Genomic DNA, 19,037 nt, shown 5'->3' on the forward strand with positions numbered 1-19,037 from the left:
CGCTCATTGTGGCCGCTCACATGCACGTGGAACAAGACCGCGATCACAGACACGGTGGGGGTTCCGTGGAGCGGTCGACCGGCAATAGCGTGGGGACGGATGCACAGGGGCACCACGACGGAGAGGTGGCGATCATGACGGTCGAGAGCACAGCGGCGAGCGAACCCATCCGGGAGGCGCACCGGACCCGGCTGGCCCAGCTCCCGTTCGACGACACCCAGGACCTCGCCGACGCCGACCGGGGGTTCATCGCGGCCCTCGAACCCGGCACGGTGCTCGCCGATGACGGCCGGGTGGTGTGGGATGCGGACGGCTACGGCTTCCTCACCGGCGAGGCGCCCGACACGGTCGACCCGAGCCTGTGGCGGCAGTCGATGCTCGTGGCCAAGCAGGGCCTGTTCGAGGTGGTCGAGGGCATCTACCAGGTGCGCGGACTCGATCTGTCGAACATCACCTTCGTGGAGGGCGACACCGGGGTGATCGTCATCGATCCGCTCATCTCGGCCGAGACGGCCGCCGCGGCGCTCGCGCTCTACCGCGCGCACCGGGGTGAGCGCCCGGTGGTGGCGGTGATCTACACGCACAGCCACATCGACCACTTCGGCGGCGTGTTCGGCGTGGCCTCGCAGGCCGAGGTCGACGCCGGCACGATCGCGGTCATCGCCCCCGAGGGCTTCGTGGAGCACGCCGTGGCCGAGAACATCTACGCCGGAACGGCCATGGCGCGGCGCGCGGGGTACATGTACGGCGCGGCCCTCCCCCGCGGCCCGCGCGGCTCGGTGGGGGCCGGGCTCGGGCAGACCACCTCGACGGGCACCGTGGGCATGATCGTGCCGACGGTCTTCGTCGGCGAGACCGGCGAGAACCACGTCGTCGACGGTGTGGAGATCGAGTTCCAGATGGCGCCGGGCACCGAGGCCCCGAGCGAGATGCACTTCTACTTCCCCGGCTACCGGGCGCTGTGCATGGCCGAGAACGCCACGCACACCCTGCACAACCTGCTCACCCTGCGCGGAGCGCTGGTGCGCGACCCGCACGTGTGGTCGGGCTACCTCTCCGAGGCGATCGAGCGCTACGGTCACCGCAGCGACGTGGCCTTCGCCTCGCACCACTGGCCCACCTGGGACTCCGGGCGCGTCGTCGGGTTCCTCTCGGTGCAGCGCGACCTCTACGCCTACCTGCACGACCAGACGCTCCGTCTACTCAACCAGGGTCTCACCGGCGCCGAGATCGCGGAGCAGTTCGTTCTGCCGCCCGCGCTGGAGGCTGCATGGAGCACGCACGGCTACTACGGCTCGGTCAGCCATAACGTCAAAGCGATCTACCAGCGCTACATGGGGTGGTTCGACGGCAACCCGGCGCGGCTGTGGCCTCACCCTCCGGCCGAGGAGGCGACGCGGTACTGCCGAGCCCTCGGCGGGGTGGACCGTGTGGTGGAGCTCGCCCGGGAGGCCTACGAGGAGGGCGACTTCCGCTGGGCGGCGACCCTGCTCGACCACGCCGTCTTCACCGATCCCCAGCACGTCGCGGCCCGGAGGCTCTACGCCGAGACGCTCGAGCAGCTCGGCTACGGCTCGGAGAACGGCCCCTGGCGCAACTTCTTCCTCTCGGGCGCCCACGAGCTGCGCGAGGGCAACTTCGGCACGCCCACCACCACCGACGCGCCCTCGATCATCGCGCAGCTCACCGCCGAGCAGTTGTTCGACTCGCTCGCCATAGCCGTCGACGGCCCGCGCGCCTGGCACCTCGATCTCACCATCTCCGTGGTCTTCACCGATCTCGGGACGCGGTACCTCATCACCCTCCGCAACGGCGTTCTGATCGCCCGTGAACATCCGGAAGCCGCCGACTCCGACGTCGAGCTCACGGTCACCCGAACTCGGCTCCTGGCCTTCGTCGCGGGCGACCACACCTCTCCCGGGCTCGAGATCGACGGAGACGAGGAGGTGCTGCACCAGCTCGCCGGGGTGCTGCAGCCCGGCGACACCGCGTTCGAGATCGTGCTGCCCTGACGGTCAGATATGGTCGCCGCTCCACGCGGCGGTGAGGATGCGCGTGAGGGCGTCGCGGTCGACGGCACGAGGGTTGCCGGCAGGCACGAGCGGCAGGACGAGCTCGACGCTCTCGGGAACCGCCGCGAGGTCGTACCCGAGCTCGGCGAGCGAACCGGCGACCGGCAGCCGCTCGTAGAGCGCGCGCAGTCCGGAGACGGCGCCGGTGGCGCCGAGAGCCCGCGCGATCCGCGTCTCCGCCTCGGGAGCCGCGGGAGCGTTGAAGGCCAGCACGTGGGGCAGCACCACGGTGTGGGTCGCTGCGTGCGGCAGGTCGTACGCACCGCCGAGCACGTGGCAGATCTTGTGATGCAGCCCCGAACCGGCCGACGCGAACGCCACGGCCGAGACGTATGCCCCGAACAGCATGCGTTCGCGCGCGGCGAGGTCGGAGCCGTCGCCGACGAGCTCGAGGAGCGCCGACGCCGTGGTGCGGATGCCCTCCTCGGCCAGGGCGCGATCGATCGGATCGCTGTTCGGCGCCCACATCGAGTCCACGCAGTGCGCGAGAGCATTGAGCCCGGAGGCGACCGTGAGGTCGATCGGCAACGACAGGGTGAGTTCGGCGTCGTACACCACGCAGGCCGGCAGCACCGCGTCGTCGACCCCGGTGGTCTTGCGGGAGTCGGTCGTGATGCCCCACACGTTCGTCGCCTCCGACCCGGCGTAGGTGGTGGGCACGGCCACGATCGGGATGTGCTCGGTGAGCGCGATCGCCTTGGCCAGCCCCGTGGTCGAGCCGCCCCCGACCGACACCACGAGGTCGACGCCCGCCCCCCGGGCCGCCACCCGGGCGCGCTCGGCGAGCCCGGCCGGCACGTGCGGCGTCACCTCGCCCCAGTCCACCGCGAGCTCGATCCCCTCGGCCACCTGCGCCGCGATCTCCGCCTCCCCCGGCCCCGCGACGAGCATCACGGCCCGGGCACCGCGGTCCGCGACCTCGGCGGCGACGGCCGCGGTCGCACCCCCGGTGCCGAACCGCACCCGTTGCGCGAGTGTGCGATGGTCGAACCTCACGACGCACCGATCCCCGACAGCAGTCGCCGCGCATCCGTCACGGCCCGTTCGGTGATCACGTGCTCGGTGCCCGGCTCGACCAGGGCGTCGACCTGCGCCCCCGCACGCACGAGCAGCGCGGCGGTGTCGGCCACCCGGTGCGCGGGCACCCAGGGGTCGTGGGCGACCGACCGCATCAGCACGGGCACGCCCGCTCGCCGCGGCACACCCGCTGCGTCGAGCATCCGGGGTCCCACGAAGCCTCCGGTGAACAGCACGGCGGCCGCGACGCCGACCTCCCGGGTGAGCAGGAGGTGCGCGAGCGAGCAGGCGCCCTGCGAGAAACCCAGCACGACCACGCGCGCGGCGCCGCTGCGCCCGGCCGCCCCGATGGCAGCGACGAGCGCGTCGAGGGCCTCCTCCAGTGCCACGGCGTTCTCGGGCGAGGGGTCGAGGAACGGGTGCGGGTACCAGCTGCGTCCGGGCGCCGAGGGCGCGAACCAGGCGAGCTCGGGCACGGCCAGCCGCGCCGAGACCTCGTGCAGGAACTCCGGCGGCTGACCGCGCCCGTGCACGGCCACCACCGCCGTCGTGCCCGCCTCGTCGCCCCAACGCTCGAGCGCCGACGTCTCCGGCCGGGTCATCCGGGCCTCAGTCCTCGTCGCGCAGCGGCTCGAGCTTGGCCATGATCGAGTCGCGCTCGTGCTCGAACTGCGGCGGCAGCATGAACGCCCGGCCGAGCTCCTCGGGCGACTCGTCGCAGTCCCAGCCGCCCTCGTTGTGGGTGACGGCGAGCTCGAACAGGGCCCCGCCCGGGGTGCGCACGTAGTGCGACTTGAAGTAGGTGCGGTCTTTGAGCTCGGAGATGTCGGTGTAGCCGGCGCCCTCGATGTCGAACTTCACCTCGTTCTGGTTCTCGAGGGTGTCGAGGTTCCAGGCGAAGTGGTGGTAGGCGCCGGCACCGTAGCGCCACGTGCCCTGCTCGTCGGTGCGGTTCCCGGTGAGTTCCACCCAGTTGCCCACCCCGGCGTCGCCCACCCGGAAGCGGGCACGGTCGCCCTCCTCCTCCACCGCGCCCGAGGCGAAGAACGCCTCGGTGCCGAAGTCGACCATGCGGTCCTGGTCGAACACGTGGATGCCGACACCGTAGATGCCGTGCACGGCATACTCGATCGGCACGCCGTTGCCGGTGTAGCCGACCCTCGGGTCGCCCTCGACTTCGATGAGCACGTACTCGATGCCCGAGGGGTGCCTGAGCTCGAGCCTGCGGCCGCCGAACACGTCGGTGAACACGCTCTCGATGCCGTGATCGCGAAGCCGCGCCGCCCAGAACTCGAGCGAGCCCGACGGCACCGACAGCAGCACCTCACGCGCCTGATTCGTGCCGCGGATGCCGTACAGACCGGCCTGCGCCCAGGGGAAGGTGGTGATGACGGCCGAGGGGTCGCCGTTCGCGTTGGAGTAGTAGAGGTGGTAGACGGGGGCCGATCCGTCGTAGAGAACCGTCTTCTTGATGAAGCGCAGTCCGAGCACGCGGGTGTGGAAGTCCACGTCCTCCTGCGCGTGTCCGACGGAGAGGGTCACGTGGTGCGAGCCGGCGACATACGTCATGGTGATCTCCTTTGATCGAAGCCGTGTGCGCCAGCCTATACATCTGCATGGACTTCTGTCTAGCAGCCGTACCGTCATACAATCATGGGCCGGCGGTGACATCCTCCTGCTGCTCCTGCACCTGGAGCTCTCCCTCGTCGACCCGGCCGGGCTTCGGGATGAGGAGGGCGATCACCGCGCAGATCACCGCGGCCACCAGCCCGAGCACGAACACCAGCCCGAACGCCCCGGTCACGTCGGCGCCCGCCGAGGCGGCGAGGATCGCCCCGACGACCGCCGAGGCGACCGTGGTGCCGAAGGCCCGCATGAGCGTGTTGAGCCCGTTCGCCGCTCCGGTCTCGCTGCGCGGCACCGCACCCATGATGAGAGCGGGCATCGCGGCGTAGCCGAGCCCGATACCGATGCCGATCACGACGTTCACCACCAGGATCGTCCAGGCCTGGAGCGGCACGAACACGCACACCAGGTAGGCGATGGTGATGACCGCCGCTCCCGCCACGAGCAGGGGCTTGGGCCCCACGGCTCGCTCGATGCGGCCGGCCACGGGCGACATGGCGAGCATCGCGAGCCCCGAGGGCATGAGCAGCAGACTCGCGCTCAGCAGGTCGAGCCCTAGCCCGCCTACCGCGACCGGCAGCTCGAGCAGCTGCGGAAAGGCGATGCTCGAGGAGAACAGCGCGAAGCCCATCGCGACCGAGGCCAGGTTGGTCGTGAGCACGGCGGGTCGGGCGCTCACCCGCAGATCGACCAGCGGGTTCCTCGTGCGCAGTTCGTACCAACCCCAGGCCAGCAGCACGACGACGCCCCCGGCGAGACAGCCCAGCGTGGCCGGAGACCCCCATCCCCACACGTTGCCCTGCGACACCGCCAGCAGAAGACCCACGAGGCCCACGGCGAGTCCGGCGGCACCGAGCAGGTCGACCCGGCCGCCGGTGCGGACGCCCGTGGCCGGCACGACGAGGAAGACGAGCACGAAGGCGACCAGCGAGACGGCGGTCGCGAGCACGAAGAGCAGGTGCCAGTCGCCGTTCTCGGTGACGAGGGCGCTGATGGGCAGGCCGATCGCTCCGCCGACACCGAGCGTGGCGCTCACGAGGGCGATCGACGTGCCCAGCCGCCTGGTGTCCACGACGTCGCGGAGCAGCGAGATGCCGAGCGGGATGACCCCCATCCCCATGCCCTGGAGCGCTCGCCCGACGATGAGCGTGACGAGCCCGGGCGACAGCGCGCACACGAGCGAGCCGGCGACCAGCACCCCCAGCAGCACGAGGGCGACGGTGCGCTTGCCGAACATGTCGCCGAGCTTGCCGGCGATCGGCACGGCGACGGCCGAGGCCAGCAGGGTGACCGTGATCACCCACGCCGTCGACGACGGCTCCGCCCCCAGCAGCCTCGGCAGCTGGCTCTGGATCGGGATGAGGATGGTCTGCATGAACGACGCCCCCATCCCCGCGAACGCCAGCACGGCGACGACGAGGTTCTGGCGCATTCGGGTGTAGGGCGAGGTGAAGGATGCGGTGCCGCCGGCGTTCATGACTCTCGATTCTCTGAGACACTGACTCTGTTGTGAGACTCAGTATCAGCTAAGATCACCAGTATGGCACATGAACTCCGTGAACGAGCGCACGAGGTTGTGCGCCAGGAGATGGCCGAGGCGGCTCTCGAGATGATGATCGAGCGCGGTTACGAGGCCCTCACGGTCGACGAGCTCGCACGCGGCGTCGGGGTGTCGCGTGCCACGTTCTTCCGGTACCTCGGCTCGAAGGACGAGGCGATCATCTCCGCGCTGATCGGCCCGGTCGATCAGTTCTCCCGGACACTTCGCGCCTCTCCGATCGCGCTTTCGGGCAGTCTGTGGTCGCGACTCCGGATCGCTTTCGAGCCGGCACTCCTGCTGGCGGAGGCCGATCCGCAGCGCCAACGGCAGCGCATGACGCTCATCCAGTCGCTGCCCGCGGTGGGTGCACGTCTCCGCCGCGAACGCGCGCCCCAGATCGACGCCCTGGCGGAGGCCCTCACCGACTCGGGTGTGGACCGGTTCGGAGCCGCCGTGGTAGCCGCCGCGGGAGTGGCTGCGCTCGACCGGTGCTGGGTGGTCTGGATGCACGACGAGGACGAGTCCCTCCGCGCCGTGCTCGATCGCGCCGTGGCCGAACTCGAGCGGGCCTCCCTGCGCCACCCGTGAAGACGGCCTCTCACCCCGCCGTCGGCGACCCTCCGGCCTCCGAGAGGTACCGCACCACCGCGAGCACGCGCCTGTGGTCGTCGGCGTCGACCGGCAGCGCGAAGGCGTCGTAGATGCGCGAGGTGTGCTGCACCACGGCCTTCTCGCTGAGCCCGAGCCGCGTGGCGATGTGCGCGTTGCTCCGGCCCTCGGCCATCAGCCCGAGCACCTCGAGCTGGCGCGGGGTGAGCGACCCCACGCGGCTGCCCGCGCGGGCGGCGCGGGAGAGCAGCACCGCCACCACCTCGGGGTCGAGAGCGGTGCCGCCGGCCGCGACCCGCCGGAGATCCGTGAGGAAGGTACCCACGTCGGCGATGCGCTGTTTCAGCAGGTAGCCCACTCCCCCGCTGTGGTCGTCGAGGAGCTCGGTCGCGTAGCGCCGTTGCACGTGCTGCGACAACACCATCACCGCGGTGCCGGGAAAGGCCCGGCGGATGCGGAGAGCGGCCACCAGACCCTCGTCGCTGTGAGTCGGTGGCATGCGGATGTCGGTGACGACGAGATCGGGACGGTGCGCCGCGACCTCGCGTTCCAGCTCCCCCGCGGTGCCGGCCGTCGCCACCACCTCGAGGCCGTCGCCCGCCATCACCCGCGCGAGCCCCTCGCGCAGCAGCACCTCGTCCTCACCGATCACGACTCGCACGGCAGCTCCACCCTCACCCGGGTCCCCTCCCCTGCGGGCGAGTCGAGCACGAGCACCCCGCCCAGCGCATCGACCCGATTGGCGAGCCCCTCCAGTCCCGTGCCCGTATCCGTTCTGGCCCCGCCCCGCCCGTCGTCGGCGATCACGATCACGAGGCGCCCCCGATCGGTCGACAGCTCGACGTGCACGCGATCGGCACCCGAGTGCTTCACCGCGTTGGTGAGGGCCTCGGCCACGATGAGGTACGCCGTGCGGGCCGTCACGGGGTCGAGGTCGCCGTCGTCGATGCGGGCGTCGAGCGTGGCGTTCAGGTCGAGCCGGTCGACGAGGTCTTCGGCGGCGGCCGAGAGACCGCGTTCGACCAGGGCCGAGGGCAGCAGCCCGTGCACGAGGCGGCGCAGTTCGGCCGCGGAGTCGTCGATGCGGCGGCGGAGGCCCGTGGCCGCCTCGGCGGTCGTGGCGGCCACCCCAGGCACGGTCGCCAGCTGCTGCGCCTCGAGTGCGAGCAGCACCAGCTGGGCCTGGAGCCCGTCGTGCAGGTCACGCGCGATGCGGGTGCGCTCACGGTCGGCGGTCTCCACGAGCCGCAGACGCGAGTGCAGCAGCTCCTCGTTCGTGGCGAGCACCGCCGCGGTGAGCCGTTCGCGATCGAGCGCGACGGCCAGCACCCTCGCTGCCCGCAAGACCTCGTCGGGGTCGCCGACGATCCTGCTGTCGTAGTCGATCGCCCCGATCAGGCGGGAGTCGACGTGCACCTCCTGGCGCCGCCGGTGCGGATCGCCGTCGAGCGTGGGCGCGTCGGCGCCGTCGGCGCCGACGAACGCCGAGCGCTCCCCCGCCCAGTAGACCACGCGTAGCGACTCATCCCCGAGGGAGCGCGACAGCGCCACCGCCACGGCCGCGCGCGACGACTCGGCCGCCCCCAGCCAGGCGCTCAGCGCCTCGGTCTCCCCCGTGGTGGCGTACCCGCCGAAGAGCACCCCCAGAAGGAAGACGATCGGGATGCCCTCGATGACGGCCAGCTGCACGAGGCCGATGAGATCGGGATCGGCCACGAGCGGCGGCAGCACGACGGTCGAGAGCGGGATCGCGAGCACCGCGAGGGTGCCGTAGAGGTAGAGCGGCAGCAGCACGCGCAGGTGCGCTCGGTCGGCCGAGCGCAGACGGCCGACCAGGATGATCGCGGTCGCCACCATCACACAGAGCCCCGCCGAGAACTGCACCAGTTCGGCCGCGCGCCGGACGTCTCCGGCATCGGCGGGGAGGAGGTAGAGCGGTGCCTGCAGCACGAGCGCGACGACGTAGCAGGCCACCACGGTCGCCACCGAGAGCCGCCCCCGCAGCCGGCCGGACGGGAACGCGTGCAGCAGATGCACCGTCACCGCGAAGATCCCGGTGGCGAACACGGCGCCGAAGGCCGTGGCGACCGGGAGGCCGAGATTGCCGAGGCCCGAGAGGAACACCGCGACCGAACCCACGAGCAGCAGCACGCCGGTTCCGCTCCCCGGCCGTCGCCACCAGGCGATCAGACCGGCGACCGCCCAGACCCAGAACACGATGGTGAAGAGAGTGACCGCGAGGCTCGCGTCGGGGTCGGCCGCCCCCACCGCCAGCTGCAGCACACCGAGCAGCAGGGCGAAGACCGCCACCAGCGACAGGGCCGCCCGCCGCGCACCCGACCGCGGCAGCCGCATCCGCGACACCGTCCCTGCGCCCATCTCCCCAGCCTATCCAGGCACTGCCCGCCTCCCCGCCGACGGGTCTACACTCGTCGGCGATGACCTCTTTCACCGAAGAGCCGCCCGTGCCCGAGAGCGCCGTGCCCGAGGGTGCCGTGCCCGAGCAGCGCGCCGAGCGGCTGAAGGAGCGCATCTACATCACCTTCACGGCGCTCGCCGTGGTGCTGGCGCTGTCGTCGCACGCCATCGGCCTCGATCCGGGCCAGGCGGCCCTCACCCTCCTCATCTCGGTGGGCGGTGCCGTGCTCGCCGTCTTCTGCGCCGATGTCGTCGCCCACATCGCGGTGCACCGCGTGCTGCCCACCGCCGCCGAGATGCGCCACATGTTCGCCGTCTCGTTCGGCGCCCTCGGCGTGATCGTGCTCCCGATGATCTTCATCGGGCTCGCGGCTCTCGGGCACTGGAGCATCGAGGGGTCGCTCCGCGCCACCGTCATCGCGCTCATCGCCTCGCTCGCCGTCATCGGCTTCCTCGCGGTGCGCCGGGTGCGGCTGAGCTGGTGGAAGCGCCTGATCGTGCTGCTGCTCGAGGTGGCGCTGGGCCTGGCCGTCGTGGGCCTGGAGCTGCTCGCGCACACGCTCTGACCTCGTGAGAGGCTGACTGCATGGACAACCTCGAGCGCATGCACTCCGGCCGCATCTACGATCCCAACGAGCCCGAGCTCGCCGCCGAGCAGACCGCCGCGCTCGAATTGCTCTACGACTTCAACGCCACGCGGCCCTCCGAGTCGGCTCGCCGCACCGAGCTGCTCGGCCGCATGTTCGGCTCACTCGGCGCCGATTGCTACATCGAGCCTCCGTTGCACGCCAACTGGGCGGGCCGGCATGTGCACCTCGGCGACCGCGTCTATGCGAACTTCGGGCTCACCCTCGTCGACGACACGACGATCCGCATCGGCGACCGGGTCATGTTCGGACCGAACGTGACCATCACCACGGCGGGTCACCCCGTCGACCCGGAGCTGCGTTCGGAGGCGGCCCAGTTCAACCTGCCGGTGACCATCGGCTCCAACGTGTGGATCGGCGCCGGCGCGCTCATCATGCCGGGCGTGAGCATCGGCGACGACTCGGTCATCGGCGCGGGCAGCGTGGTCACCCGGGACATCCCCGCCGGAGTGGTGGCGCTCGGCGCACCCTGCCGGGTGGTGCGGGAGATCGGCGAGCACGACCGCGAGTTCTACTGGCGCGACCGGCGGATCGACCTCACCCTCGAGGAGTACCGGGCCCTTCGAGCCGACTGACCGCGCTCAGGCAGGCGGGCGCTGCAGGTACCGGCGGCTCGAGGCGAGCACGACCGCCCCGGCGACCACGGCCAAGGCTGTCACCACCAGGAGGATCGTGGTGACCGGGACGGCACCGGCCAGCGCCGCGATGCCGGCGGGCGCCAGGAACCCGACGTAGGCGACGGCGTAGAACACCCCGGTGAGCCCGGCGAGGTCGCGGTCGGTCGCGATCGCCTGCACCTCGAGCAGCGCGGAGACGAGAGCGATGCCCATGCCCGCGCCGATCACGGCGTTGGCGACGATGCCGAGCCACACCGACTGCACCGCCACCGCGCCCGTCACGAGCGCGAGCCCGGCGGCCATCACGAACACCGCCGTCACCAGTCCACGCGCCGATCGCGGCGAGTGCAGGCGCTTGGCGAGGGGCTGGACGAGGCTCGACACCCCGAGGGCGACGACGGTCGCCGCCGTGGCGAAGAGGAGTCCGTTCTCGCCGGTGGCCGCCGCCAGTCGTGTGGGCAGGTAGCCGTAGCCGACGGCCGCCGAGAGGAAGATCCAGGGTGCGGCGACCGCGACCACGCGCACGAATCGGCGGTGGCCGGCGCTCGGCACCCTGAGTTGCCGCCACCACGGGCCGCTCACGCCGCCGAGCAGGTTGGTCTCGGGCGCACGCGCCACGATCACGAGGAACGGGGCCGTCACGGCGAGGTGGATGAGGAAGGGCAGCACCTCGGGGTACGGCCCCCACTGGGCGAGCAGCCCGGCGATCAGGGCTCCGAGACCCGACCCGAGGGTGAAGGCGAGCGCGGCCCGGCGGGCCCCGGCCGAGCGGTCGGCCCCCTGGTCCCACGGTGACTGCGAGAGCTCCTTGACCCAGCTCGTGCCCACGGCCATGGCCACCCCGACCGTCACACCCGAGAGCAGCCGGCCCGCCACCAGGAAGGCGCCGTTCAGCCCGCCGAGCGCGAGCATCCCGCTGCCGAGCAGCGCGGCCACGACCCCGACCACCATCACGGGCCGCCTGCCGTGGCGGTCGGAGAGCGAGCCCGCCACGAGCAGTGCGGGCGCGAGCCCGAGCACGTAGACGCCGAGGAGCGACGTGACGAACACCGGGGAGAAGTGCTCGCGCTGCTCGTAGAGCAGCAGCATCGGGCTGAACTGGTTGCCGCCCCACGAGCACACGAACACGGTGCCCCACACGAGCAGCCAGTGCCTGCCCGCGGGCCGCACGGTCACAGTGCGCCGCCGTGGGCGGCCACGTGCTCGTGCAGAACGGCGCCGTAGGCGGTGGCGTCGTCGGCCGCCAGCGCGGCGGCGAGCATCCGGTGCTCATCGAGGCTCAGAGCGAGCCGGTCGGGCCGCACACGCATGAGCTGGTGCCGCAGGCGCTGCTGCCGGTCGGCGAGCAGGCGCGACACCTGGTCGGCCACCGCGTTGCGCGCCGCGGCGACGACGAGCTGGTGGAACGTCGCGTCGGCCTCCACGAAGCGCTCCACGTCGCCGCTCACGACCGCGCTCGCCTGCTCGTCGAGCGCGGCGGCGAGACTCCGCGCGGTCTCGGCACCCCGGCCCTCGGCGCACACGCGCGCCGCGCACGCGGACTCGACCGCCTCGCGCATCTCGAGCACGTCGGCCGACTCGCGCGGCGACATGGGTGCCACGACGGCGCCCTTGCGGCCCTCGAGGGAGAGCAGTCCTTCCGCCCCGAGGCGCAGGAAGGCCTCGTGCACAGGGGTGCGGCTCAGCTCGAGGGCGGTGCACACCTCGCCCTCGCTGAGGGTCGCTCCCCCGGCGTAGTCGCCGCGGATGATGGCGGCCTTGGTGAAGTCGTAGGCCTTCTCGGATGCGCGATCGTTCACATCAGCTAACTTACCGCATGCATGCATCGATGCATGCATGCAGTACTCATGGTTGCAGCGACGGCGCTTCGATCCCGAACTCCCGCGCGAGTGCGCGGCGTGCGGCGTACCACCCGGAGAGCCCGTGCACGCCGGGCCCGGGCGGTGTCGACGACGAGCACAGATAGACGCCCCGGAGCGGTGTGCGCCAGGGGTCGAGCGAGAGCACCGGCCGCGCCACGAGCTGACGCAGGTCGGCCGCCCCCGCGGCGATGTCTCCGCCCACGTAGTTCGGATCGTACTCCGCGAGCCGTTCGGCGCTCCGTGCCGCGGAGGCGAGCACCACGTCGCGGAAGCCCGGCGCGAACCGCTCGATCTGCCGGGTGATCGCCTCGGTCGGGTCGGCTCGCGATCCGTGGGGAACGTGCGTGTAGGCCCACAGCACGTGGCGGCCCTCCGGTGCCCTCGTCGCGTCGACCGCGCTGGGCTGGGCGACGAGCACGTACGGGTCGTCGGAGGAACGTCCGGCGGCCACCGCCGCCTCGGCCGCCGCGATGGCGGAGCGGGTGCCGCCGAGGTGGAGCGTGCCCGCGGCCGCGAGCTCGGGCACCGCCCAGGGCACGGGTTCGGCGAGGGCGAAGTCGACCTTGGCGGCTCCCGGCCCATACCGGAAACGCGCGAGGGCCCGCCGGTAGCGGCGCGGCAGCCGGCCGTCGCGGTCGAGCCCGAGCAGCCCCTTCGGCGAGACGTCGAGCAGCACCGCCCGCGCCGGCGGCAGCTCCGCGAGCGATCCGACCGGCGTGCCCGTGATCAGCTCACCCCCGTGGGCGAGCAGATCGGCCACGAGGGCGTCGACGATGCTCTGGCTCCCACTCAGCGGCACGGGCCAGCCCCGCGCGTGCGCGGTGACGCCGAGCGAGAACGCCGCACCGGCCGCGGCGAGTCCGCCGATCGGCTGGATGGCGTGGGCGCCGATCCCGGCGAGCATCGCGGGCGCCACCTCGCCCGAGAATCGCACGCTCCGGAACGGAGTGGCCAGCTCGAGGCTCCGCGCCCCGAACCAGGCCGCGGCCAGCGGATGCGCGGGGATCCGCAGCAGGTGCGACCCGGTGAACTGCGCCACCTCGTCGGCGCGCGCCACCAGCGGGCCGAACAGACCGCGCCACGCCCGGCCGTCGCTCCCGAGCGCATCGGCCGTGCGATCGAGGTCGCGGTAGGCGATCCCGGCGCGCCGGCCGTCGAGCGGATGCGCGTACGAGATCTCGGGCACGGCGAACCCGATCCGCCGCGTGAGGCCGAAGCTCCTGAAGAACCCCGACGACAGGGCGAGCGGATGCACGGCCGAGCAGACGTCGTGACGGAACCCCGGCAGCGTGAGTTCGGCGGTGCGGGCGCCGCCGCCCGCAGTCGCCTCCCGCTCGTACAGCCGCACCGCGAGCCCCGCACGGGCGAGGGTGACGGCGGCGGCGAGCCCGTTCGGGCCCGCCCCCACCACCACGGCGTCGACCGCGGAATCGGTGCGCACGGCGGGCTCCGCTCAGCGCTGCTCGGTGAGCACGCCGCCGCCCTTGAGGTACTTGACGGTCTTGAGGGTGCGCACGAGCACCACGGTCGCGACGGTGAGGAGGATGGCGACGCTCACGAAACCGAGCACGACGAGCCAGGGGCCGATCTCGTCGATGAACGCCCAGTGGCCGATGATCTGGAACACGTCGGCGACCGCGGCCACATAGATCAGTCCCACGGCGATGAAGCTCGTGCGCGGCGACGGGTTCTTGCGGTTCTTCATCATGAGATAGACCATGTCGCTCACGCTAGCGGGTCGGATGGCGCTCCGCGTCGAGCGCGCGCACGATGTCTCCCACCGCGGCGCGGCCGGCCCGGTTCGCCCCCACCGTCGATTGCGACGGGCCGAATCCGACGAGGTGCACCCGGGGGTCGGCGACCACGCGGGTGCCGCTGACCGCGATCCCCCCGCCGGGGTTCTCGAGACCGAGCGGCCCGAGGTGGGCGAGCGCCGGGCGGAAGCCTGTCGCCCAGAGGATGGTGTCGACCGAGGTGAAACTGCCGTCCGCCTCACGGACTCCGTAGGGCTCGATCGCGACGAACATGGGCCGGCGTTCCAGTGCGCCCCGGCGGGCGGCCTCCAGTGCGTACGGGGTCCAGACCAGTCCGGTGTACGAGACGATGCTGCCGACCGGCCGGCCGGCCTCCGCGTCGGCGGTCACGCGGGTGATGGTGTCCCTCCCCAGGGTCTCGTGCTCGAACGGGCCGTCGTGGAACACCGGTGGCCGCCGGGTGTACCAGAGCGTGGTGGCGACCCGGGAGATCTCTTCGAGCTGCTGCACCGCCGAGATGCCGCCGCCCACGATCGCCACCCTGCGCCCCCGGAACTCCTCGGCGCCGACGTACTCCGAGGTGTGCAACTGACGGCCCAGAAAACCCTCCCGACCCGGATACCTCGGATGGAGCGGGTTCGTCCACGTGCCGGTCGCGTTCACGACGAATCGCGTGCGCCAGCCACCCGCATCCGTCTCGACCTCGAGCTCTCCGCGGGGATCGGCGTCGACCCGGCGCACCGACGACACCCGCACCGGCCTCAGGATCGGAAAGCGGAAGCGCTCCTCGTAACCGGCGAAGTAGCGGGGCACGGCGAGCCTGCTGGGCTCGCTCTCGTCGACCGGCGGCACCGGGAAGCCGGGCAGATCGAAGATGCCGTTCACCGTGCCCATGCGCAGCGACTCCCACCGGTGCGACCAGGCACCGCCGGGGTTGGCGTCGGCGTCGAGCACCACGAAGGTGCGCTCGGCGGACGGCATCTCGAGCGCTGACGCGAACCCTCGACGCTGCAGATGGTAGGCAGCGGAGAGACCGGCCTGACCGGCGCCGATCACGACGACGGTGGCGCGGCGCGGTGACTCCATGCTCAGTGCAACGCCGCCGGCGGCGAGATGTTCCGGTCTGCCTCGCTCGCTCGCAGCAGCGCCCAGAGCTCCGCCCGGCCGCCGAAGCCGTCGAGGTCGAGACCGGTCGCCGCCGCCAGCTCGGTCATGTGCTGCTTGAGCGTGTGCCGGTGCAGGCCGAGCTCCCGCGACGCGGGGTCCCAGGCGCCCTGGTGCTCGAGCCAGACCCCGGCCTCGCGCAACCGGTCCGGCCCCTCCGGCGTCTGCCGCACCGGGTTCAGCCGCCGCCGTGCGAGCTCGGCCACACCGGTTGCCGTCAGCAGTCCGAACACGCTCGCCGAGCTGAGCTCGTGAAACCCGAGAACCCCTGGTTCCTGCGCGGCCTCCAGGGCTGTCACGGCCTCGGTGAGCGCCTCCCCCAGACGGTTCCAGCCCGCAGGATCGGAGCCACCCGCCGGAACGCCGCCGGCGGCCAGACGCGCGGCCACCTCGTCGGAACCCCCGTGGTCGGAGAGCACGAGAAGGCGGTCGCCCTCGACGACCACCAGCAACCGGCGGTGCGGAGAGATGCCCAAGCGCTCGAGCGCGTCGAGTTCGCCCGCGGGGAGGTCGTCGACACGGGCGGCGAGCACCCGGAACGGCTCCTCGGGCAGGCCGACACCGTGGTGCTCGAGAGCGCTGCGCACGGCGTCCACCCCGGCGGTGCCGCGCTGGCGCAGAACCGCCAGCAGCTGCGGGGCGATGGCCCGCAGAGCCAGGCGGCGGTCGTCGTCGTGCTCGAGGGCCAGCTCGGTCAGCGCCGCGAGCACCGTGACCACCGAGGTCTCCAGCGGGTCGAACGGCGTCTCGCGCTCCACGACGAGCGCGCCGGAGAGCCGGCCCGCCCCGCCGAGGGTCTGGGCGCTCCACCACCTGTCCGACTCCGCACCGCTGTCGCGTGCGCGTCTCCCCCTCATGATCAGCGCGATCGCCCTGGCCCGCACGGCCTCACCCGCCCGCCCCTCCAGCACGGTGCCGTCGGAGTCGAGCACGCCGATCCGGGCCCCGAGCCGCTGCGAGGCCGATCGCACGGCGGCCGCGAGCCCGCCCGCGCTCAGTACCGCACTCGACACCGCCTCCTGTGCGTCGAGCGCGTCCTGCAGGCGCGCGCGCCCCTCTGCCGCCACCCGGTCGGCGATGAAGCGGCTCACCGCGATGAACGGGGTGGCGTAGGGAACCTCCAGCAGGGCGAGCCCGGCATCGAGGCAGGCCCGCACGAGCTCGTCGGGCGTTCCGTCGCGCACCACTTCGGTGCCGAAGCCGAGCGCCACCACCCCGGCGCCGGTCAGCCGGGCGACATAGGCCGAGTACGGCCGCAGGTCTCCGGGCGCCAGGCCCGTGAACTGACGGCCGGTGGTCAGGAGCAGCTGTCCCGGTTCGAGGAAGGGCGTGGGGTCGTCGAGATCGGAGGAGTGCGACCAGTCGACCACGGCGGGCTCGCCCGGCCCGGCCGGAGCGAGCAGCGTCAGCGCCAGCCGCGTCTCGGCGAGCAGTTCATCGATCGACACCGGCATCGCGCATCCTCTCGTCGCTGCCATTCTGGCAGAGAACAACCATTCGATTGCCACTACGGCAGATGGAGGATCACGCTCCACTCACTAGCTTGGGCAGCACACCCACCTCGAGGAGGCCACCGTGACCATCGCCCCGCCCGCCACCGCGAGCATCCCCGCGCCCCCACTCGGCGGCCCCGGCCTGCCGCAGCGCCGCGAGCTCGTCACCGAGATCCCCGGCCCCCGCTCGCGCGAGCTGCATGCCCGCAAGCTCGCCGCGGTGCCCGACGGCGTCGGCGTCTCATTGCCCGTCTACGTCGAGGCGGCCGGCGGCGGAGTGCTGCGCGATGTCGACGGCAACACCCTCATCGACTTCGGTTCGGGGATCGCGGTCACCGGCGTGGGCAACTCCGCCCCCGCGGTGGTCGAAGCGGTGCAGCAGCAGGTGGCGGCCTTCACGCACACGTGCTTCACCATCACCGGTTACGAGGGCTACGTGGCCGTCGCCGAGGCGCTCAACGAGCTCACCCCGGGGTCGTTCGACAAGCGCACCGCACTGTTCAACTCGGGTGCCGAGGCCGTCGAGAACGCCATCAAGATCGCGCGCCACCACACCGGCAAGCAGGCCGTCGTCGCCTTCGACCACGCCTACCACGGCCGCACCAACCTCACGATGGCCCTCACCGCGAAGTCGATGCCCTACAAGTCGGGCTTCGGACCCTTCGCCCCCGAGGTCTACCGCGCGCCGCTGTCGTACCCCTACCGCGACGGCGGGCTCTCGGGCGCCGAGGCGGCGGCCAACGCGATCACCGTCCTCGAGAAGCAGATCGGCGCCGCCAACCTGGCCGCGCTCGTCATCGAGCCCATCCAGGGCGAGGGCGGGTTCATCGTGCCCGCCCCCGGCTTCCTCGCCGCCCTGCTCGAGTGGGCCCGCGCGAACGACGTGGTGTTCATCGCCGACGAGGTGCAGACGGGCTTCGCCCGCACCGGCGCCTTCTTCGCCAGCGAGCACGAGGGCATCGAGCCCGACCTCATCGTCACCGCGAAGGGCATCGCCGGCGGCCTCCCCCTCTCCGCCGTCACCGGGCGCGCCGACATCATGAACTCCGCCCACGCGGGCGGGCTCGGCGGCACCTACACGGGCAACCCGATCGCCTGCGCCGCGGCGCTGGCCACCATCGAGAGCTACCGCAGCGAAGGCCTGCTGGAGCGTGCCCGCGAGCTCGAGACGGTGTTCCGCACCGAGCTCGAGGCGCTCGCGGCCGCCGACCCGCGCATCGGCGACATCCGCGGCCGGGGAGCCATGCTCGCGATCGAACTGGTCGACCCCGAGACGGGCGCTCCGGATGCGGGGCTGACCGCCCGCGTGATCGCCGCGTCGCACGCGCAGGGCCTGGTGCTCCTGGGCTGCGGCACCTTCGGGAACGTCATCCGCTTCCTCCCCCCGCTCACGCTCTCCGACGAACTCGCGCTCGACGGGCTCGGTGTGCTGCGCGACGCCCTGGCCGCCTCGTGAGCGCCGGCATCGCGAGCGCCCGCGAGGAGGCGCTGCTGGCCTCGGTTCCGACCGGCCTGCTCATCGACGGCGCGTGGGTTCCGGCCTCGGCCGGCGCCACGCTCGACGTGTTCGACCCCGCCACGGGCGAGCGCATCGCCACGATCGCCGATGCGTCACCCGAGGACGGCGTGCGTGCTCTGGATGCGGCGGTGGCTGCGGCGGATGGGTGGGCGGCGACGGCTCCGCGGGTGCGGGGTGAGATTCTTCGTCGGGCGTTCGATCTGTTGATGGAGCGTCGTGACGAGGTCGCGCTTCTGATGACGTTGGAGATGGGGAAGCCTTTGGCGGAGGCTCAGGGCGAGGTCACGTATGGGGGTGAGTTCTTGCGCTGGTTCTCGGAGGAGGCGGTGCGGGTCTCGGGCCGGTACGGGTCGAACCCGGAGGGCACGGGGCGGATGGTGGTGTCCCAGCGCCCGGTGGGGCCGTGCTATCTGATCACGCCGTGGAACTTCCCGCTCGCGATGGCGACCCGCAAGATCGCCCCCGCCCTCGCCGCGGGCTGCACCGTCGTCGTCAAGCCCGCCGAGCTCACGCCGCTCACCACGCTCTATGTGGCCCAGCTACTCATCGAGGCCGGCGTGCCCGCCGGGGTCGTCAATGTCATCACCACCTCCCGCTCGGCGGCCGTGTCGGCGCCGATCATCGCGGATCCGCGGCTGCGGAAGCTGTCCTTCACCGGGTCGACCCCGGTCGGGAAGACCCTCATGAAACAAGCCGCCG

General features: G+C 72.2%; 18 protein-coding genes. 6 read left to right on the forward strand and 12 right to left on the reverse strand.

What is annotated here, in order from left to right; all coding sequences use genetic code 11:
• Positions 1 to 134: 134 nt before the first annotated feature.
• Positions 135 to 2,012 (forward strand): alkyl/aryl-sulfatase, encoded by a 1,878-nt coding sequence (locus tag N1031_RS16605; protein WP_259480871.1) that lies wholly within the window; start codon positions 135 to 137, stop codon positions 2,010 to 2,012.
• 3 nt (positions 2,013 to 2,015) lie between these two features.
• On the opposite strand, the gene N1031_RS16610 is transcribed toward N1031_RS16605, so the two are convergent.
• The 4 genes from N1031_RS16610 to N1031_RS16625 all read right to left on the reverse strand — a co-directional run bounded on the left by N1031_RS16610 (position 2,016) and on the right by N1031_RS16625 (position 6,192).
• Positions 2,016 to 3,068, reverse strand: a complete 1,053-nt coding sequence (locus N1031_RS16610; protein WP_259480872.1) for a maleylacetate reductase — start codon at positions 3,066 to 3,068, stop codon at positions 2,016 to 2,018.
• Positions 3,065 to 3,691, reverse strand: a complete 627-nt coding sequence (locus N1031_RS16615; protein ID WP_259480873.1) for an alpha/beta hydrolase — start codon at positions 3,689 to 3,691, stop codon at positions 3,065 to 3,067. Before N1031_RS16615 ends, N1031_RS16610 begins: the two co-directional genes overlap by 4 nt.
• A 7-nt stretch (positions 3,692 to 3,698) precedes the next feature.
• Positions 3,699 to 4,658 (reverse strand): VOC family protein, encoded by a 960-nt coding sequence (locus N1031_RS16620; protein WP_259480874.1) that lies wholly within the window; start codon positions 4,656 to 4,658, stop codon positions 3,699 to 3,701.
• Positions 4,659 to 4,740: 82 nt separating this feature from the next.
• A complete protein-coding gene (locus N1031_RS16625; RefSeq protein WP_259480875.1) occupies positions 4,741 to 6,192 on the reverse strand; it encodes an MFS transporter in 1,452 nt (483 codons plus the stop codon).
• 63 nt (positions 6,193 to 6,255) lie between these two features.
• Between N1031_RS16625 and N1031_RS16630 the strand changes: the two genes are divergently transcribed.
• Entirely contained in the window at positions 6,256 to 6,843 is a 588-nt protein-coding gene (locus N1031_RS16630) for a TetR/AcrR family transcriptional regulator (protein ID WP_259480876.1), read from the forward strand.
• 10 nt (positions 6,844 to 6,853) lie between these two features.
• Here N1031_RS16630 and N1031_RS16635 read toward each other — a convergent pair whose 3' ends face one another.
• Entirely contained in the window at positions 6,854 to 7,525 is a 672-nt protein-coding gene (locus tag N1031_RS16635; RefSeq protein WP_259480877.1) for a response regulator transcription factor, read from the reverse strand.
• Positions 7,513 to 9,243: a sensor histidine kinase gene (locus N1031_RS16640; protein WP_310795709.1), complete on the reverse strand. Its 1,731-nt coding sequence runs from the start codon at positions 9,241 to 9,243 to the stop codon at positions 7,513 to 7,515. Before N1031_RS16640 ends, N1031_RS16635 begins: the two co-directional genes overlap by 13 nt.
• Before the next feature lie 59 nt (positions 9,244 to 9,302).
• On the opposite strand from N1031_RS16640, the gene N1031_RS16645 reads away from it, so the two are divergent.
• Together N1031_RS16645 and N1031_RS20465 are read left to right on the forward strand one after the other, a co-directional pair.
• Positions 9,303 to 9,848 carry a hypothetical protein gene (locus tag N1031_RS16645; protein WP_259480878.1) on the forward strand — a complete coding sequence of 182 codons (546 nt, stop codon included), beginning with the start codon at positions 9,303 to 9,305 and terminating at the stop codon, positions 9,846 to 9,848.
• A gap of 20 nt (positions 9,849 to 9,868) precedes the next feature.
• The gene (locus N1031_RS20465) at positions 9,869 to 10,504 is read left to right on the forward strand and encodes a sugar O-acetyltransferase (RefSeq protein WP_310795710.1); all 636 of its coding nucleotides are present in this window, start codon (positions 9,869 to 9,871) and stop codon (positions 10,502 to 10,504) included.
• A 6-nt stretch (positions 10,505 to 10,510) separates the two neighbouring features.
• On the opposite strand, the gene N1031_RS16660 is transcribed toward N1031_RS20465, so the two are convergent.
• The 6 genes from N1031_RS16660 to N1031_RS16685 are packed head-to-tail and all read right to left on the reverse strand — an operon-like array spanning position 10,511 to position 16,780.
• Positions 10,511 to 11,722, reverse strand: coding sequence for an MFS transporter (locus N1031_RS16660; RefSeq protein WP_259480879.1), 1,212 nt, complete (start codon positions 11,720 to 11,722; stop codon positions 10,511 to 10,513).
• Positions 11,719 to 12,345 carry a GntR family transcriptional regulator gene (locus N1031_RS16665; protein WP_259480880.1) on the reverse strand — a complete coding sequence of 209 codons (627 nt, stop codon included), beginning with the start codon at positions 12,343 to 12,345 and terminating at the stop codon, positions 11,719 to 11,721. The genes N1031_RS16660 and N1031_RS16665 overlap by 4 nt, the downstream gene beginning before the upstream one ends.
• 46 nt (positions 12,346 to 12,391) lie before the next feature.
• On the reverse strand, positions 12,392 to 13,849 hold the full coding sequence (locus N1031_RS16670; RefSeq protein ID WP_259480882.1) for a phytoene desaturase family protein: 1,458 nt from the start codon (positions 13,847 to 13,849) through the stop codon (positions 12,392 to 12,394).
• Positions 13,850 to 13,861: 12 nt separating this feature from the next.
• A complete protein-coding gene (locus N1031_RS16675; RefSeq protein ID WP_259480883.1) occupies positions 13,862 to 14,128 on the reverse strand; it encodes a hypothetical protein in 267 nt (88 codons plus the stop codon).
• Between the two features lie 10 nt (positions 14,129 to 14,138).
• Positions 14,139 to 15,248 (reverse strand): NAD(P)-binding domain-containing protein, encoded by a 1,110-nt coding sequence (locus N1031_RS16680; protein ID WP_259480884.1) that lies wholly within the window; start codon positions 15,246 to 15,248, stop codon positions 14,139 to 14,141.
• Between the two features lie 2 nt (positions 15,249 to 15,250).
• Positions 15,251 to 16,780, reverse strand: coding sequence for a helix-turn-helix domain-containing protein (locus N1031_RS16685; RefSeq protein WP_259480885.1), 1,530 nt, complete (start codon positions 16,778 to 16,780; stop codon positions 15,251 to 15,253).
• Positions 16,781 to 16,907: 127 nt separating this feature from the next.
• Here N1031_RS16685 and gabT point away from each other — a divergent pair, with 127 nt between their 5' ends.
• Both gabT and N1031_RS16695 read left to right on the forward strand, forming a co-directional pair.
• Positions 16,908 to 18,275: a 4-aminobutyrate--2-oxoglutarate transaminase gene (gene gabT, locus N1031_RS16690; RefSeq protein WP_259480891.1), complete on the forward strand. Its 1,368-nt coding sequence runs from the start codon at positions 16,908 to 16,910 to the stop codon at positions 18,273 to 18,275.
• A partial coding sequence (locus tag N1031_RS16695; RefSeq protein WP_375163645.1) for an aldehyde dehydrogenase family protein occupies positions 18,272 to 19,037 on the forward strand: 766 nt, incomplete at its 3' end. The genes gabT and N1031_RS16695, both read left to right, overlap by 4 nt.

The organism is Herbiconiux moechotypicola (assembly GCF_024979255.1).
Lineage (GTDB): Bacteria > Actinomycetota > Actinomycetes > Actinomycetales > Microbacteriaceae > Herbiconiux > Herbiconiux moechotypicola.

Coding starts and splice junctions, on each gene's coding strand:
- N1031_RS16645 (WP_259480878.1), top strand. CDS start 9,303: ATGACCTCTTTCACCGAAGAGCCGCCCGTGCCCGAGAGCGCCGTGCCC.
- N1031_RS16630 (WP_259480876.1), top strand. CDS start 6,256: ATGGCACATGAACTCCGTGAACGAGCGCACGAGGTTGTGCGCCAGGAG.
- N1031_RS20465 (WP_310795710.1), top strand. CDS start 9,869: ATGGACAACCTCGAGCGCATGCACTCCGGCCGCATCTACGATCCCAAC.
- N1031_RS16640 (WP_310795709.1), bottom strand. CDS start 9,243: ATGGGCGCAGGGACGGTGTCGCGGATGCGGCTGCCGCGGTCGGGTGCG.
- N1031_RS16615 (WP_259480873.1), bottom strand. CDS start 3,691: ATGACCCGGCCGGAGACGTCGGCGCTCGAGCGTTGGGGCGACGAGGCG.
- N1031_RS16680 (WP_259480884.1), bottom strand. CDS start 15,248: ATGGAGTCACCGCGCCGCGCCACCGTCGTCGTGATCGGCGCCGGTCAG.
- N1031_RS16625 (WP_259480875.1), bottom strand. CDS start 6,192: ATGAACGCCGGCGGCACCGCATCCTTCACCTCGCCCTACACCCGAATG.
- N1031_RS16685 (WP_259480885.1), bottom strand. CDS start 16,780: ATGCCGGTGTCGATCGATGAACTGCTCGCCGAGACGCGGCTGGCGCTG.
- N1031_RS16605 (WP_259480871.1), top strand. CDS start 135: ATGACGGTCGAGAGCACAGCGGCGAGCGAACCCATCCGGGAGGCGCAC.
- N1031_RS16675 (WP_259480883.1), bottom strand. CDS start 14,128: ATGGTCTATCTCATGATGAAGAACCGCAAGAACCCGTCGCCGCGCACG.
- N1031_RS16620 (WP_259480874.1), bottom strand. CDS start 4,658: ATGACGTATGTCGCCGGCTCGCACCACGTGACCCTCTCCGTCGGACAC.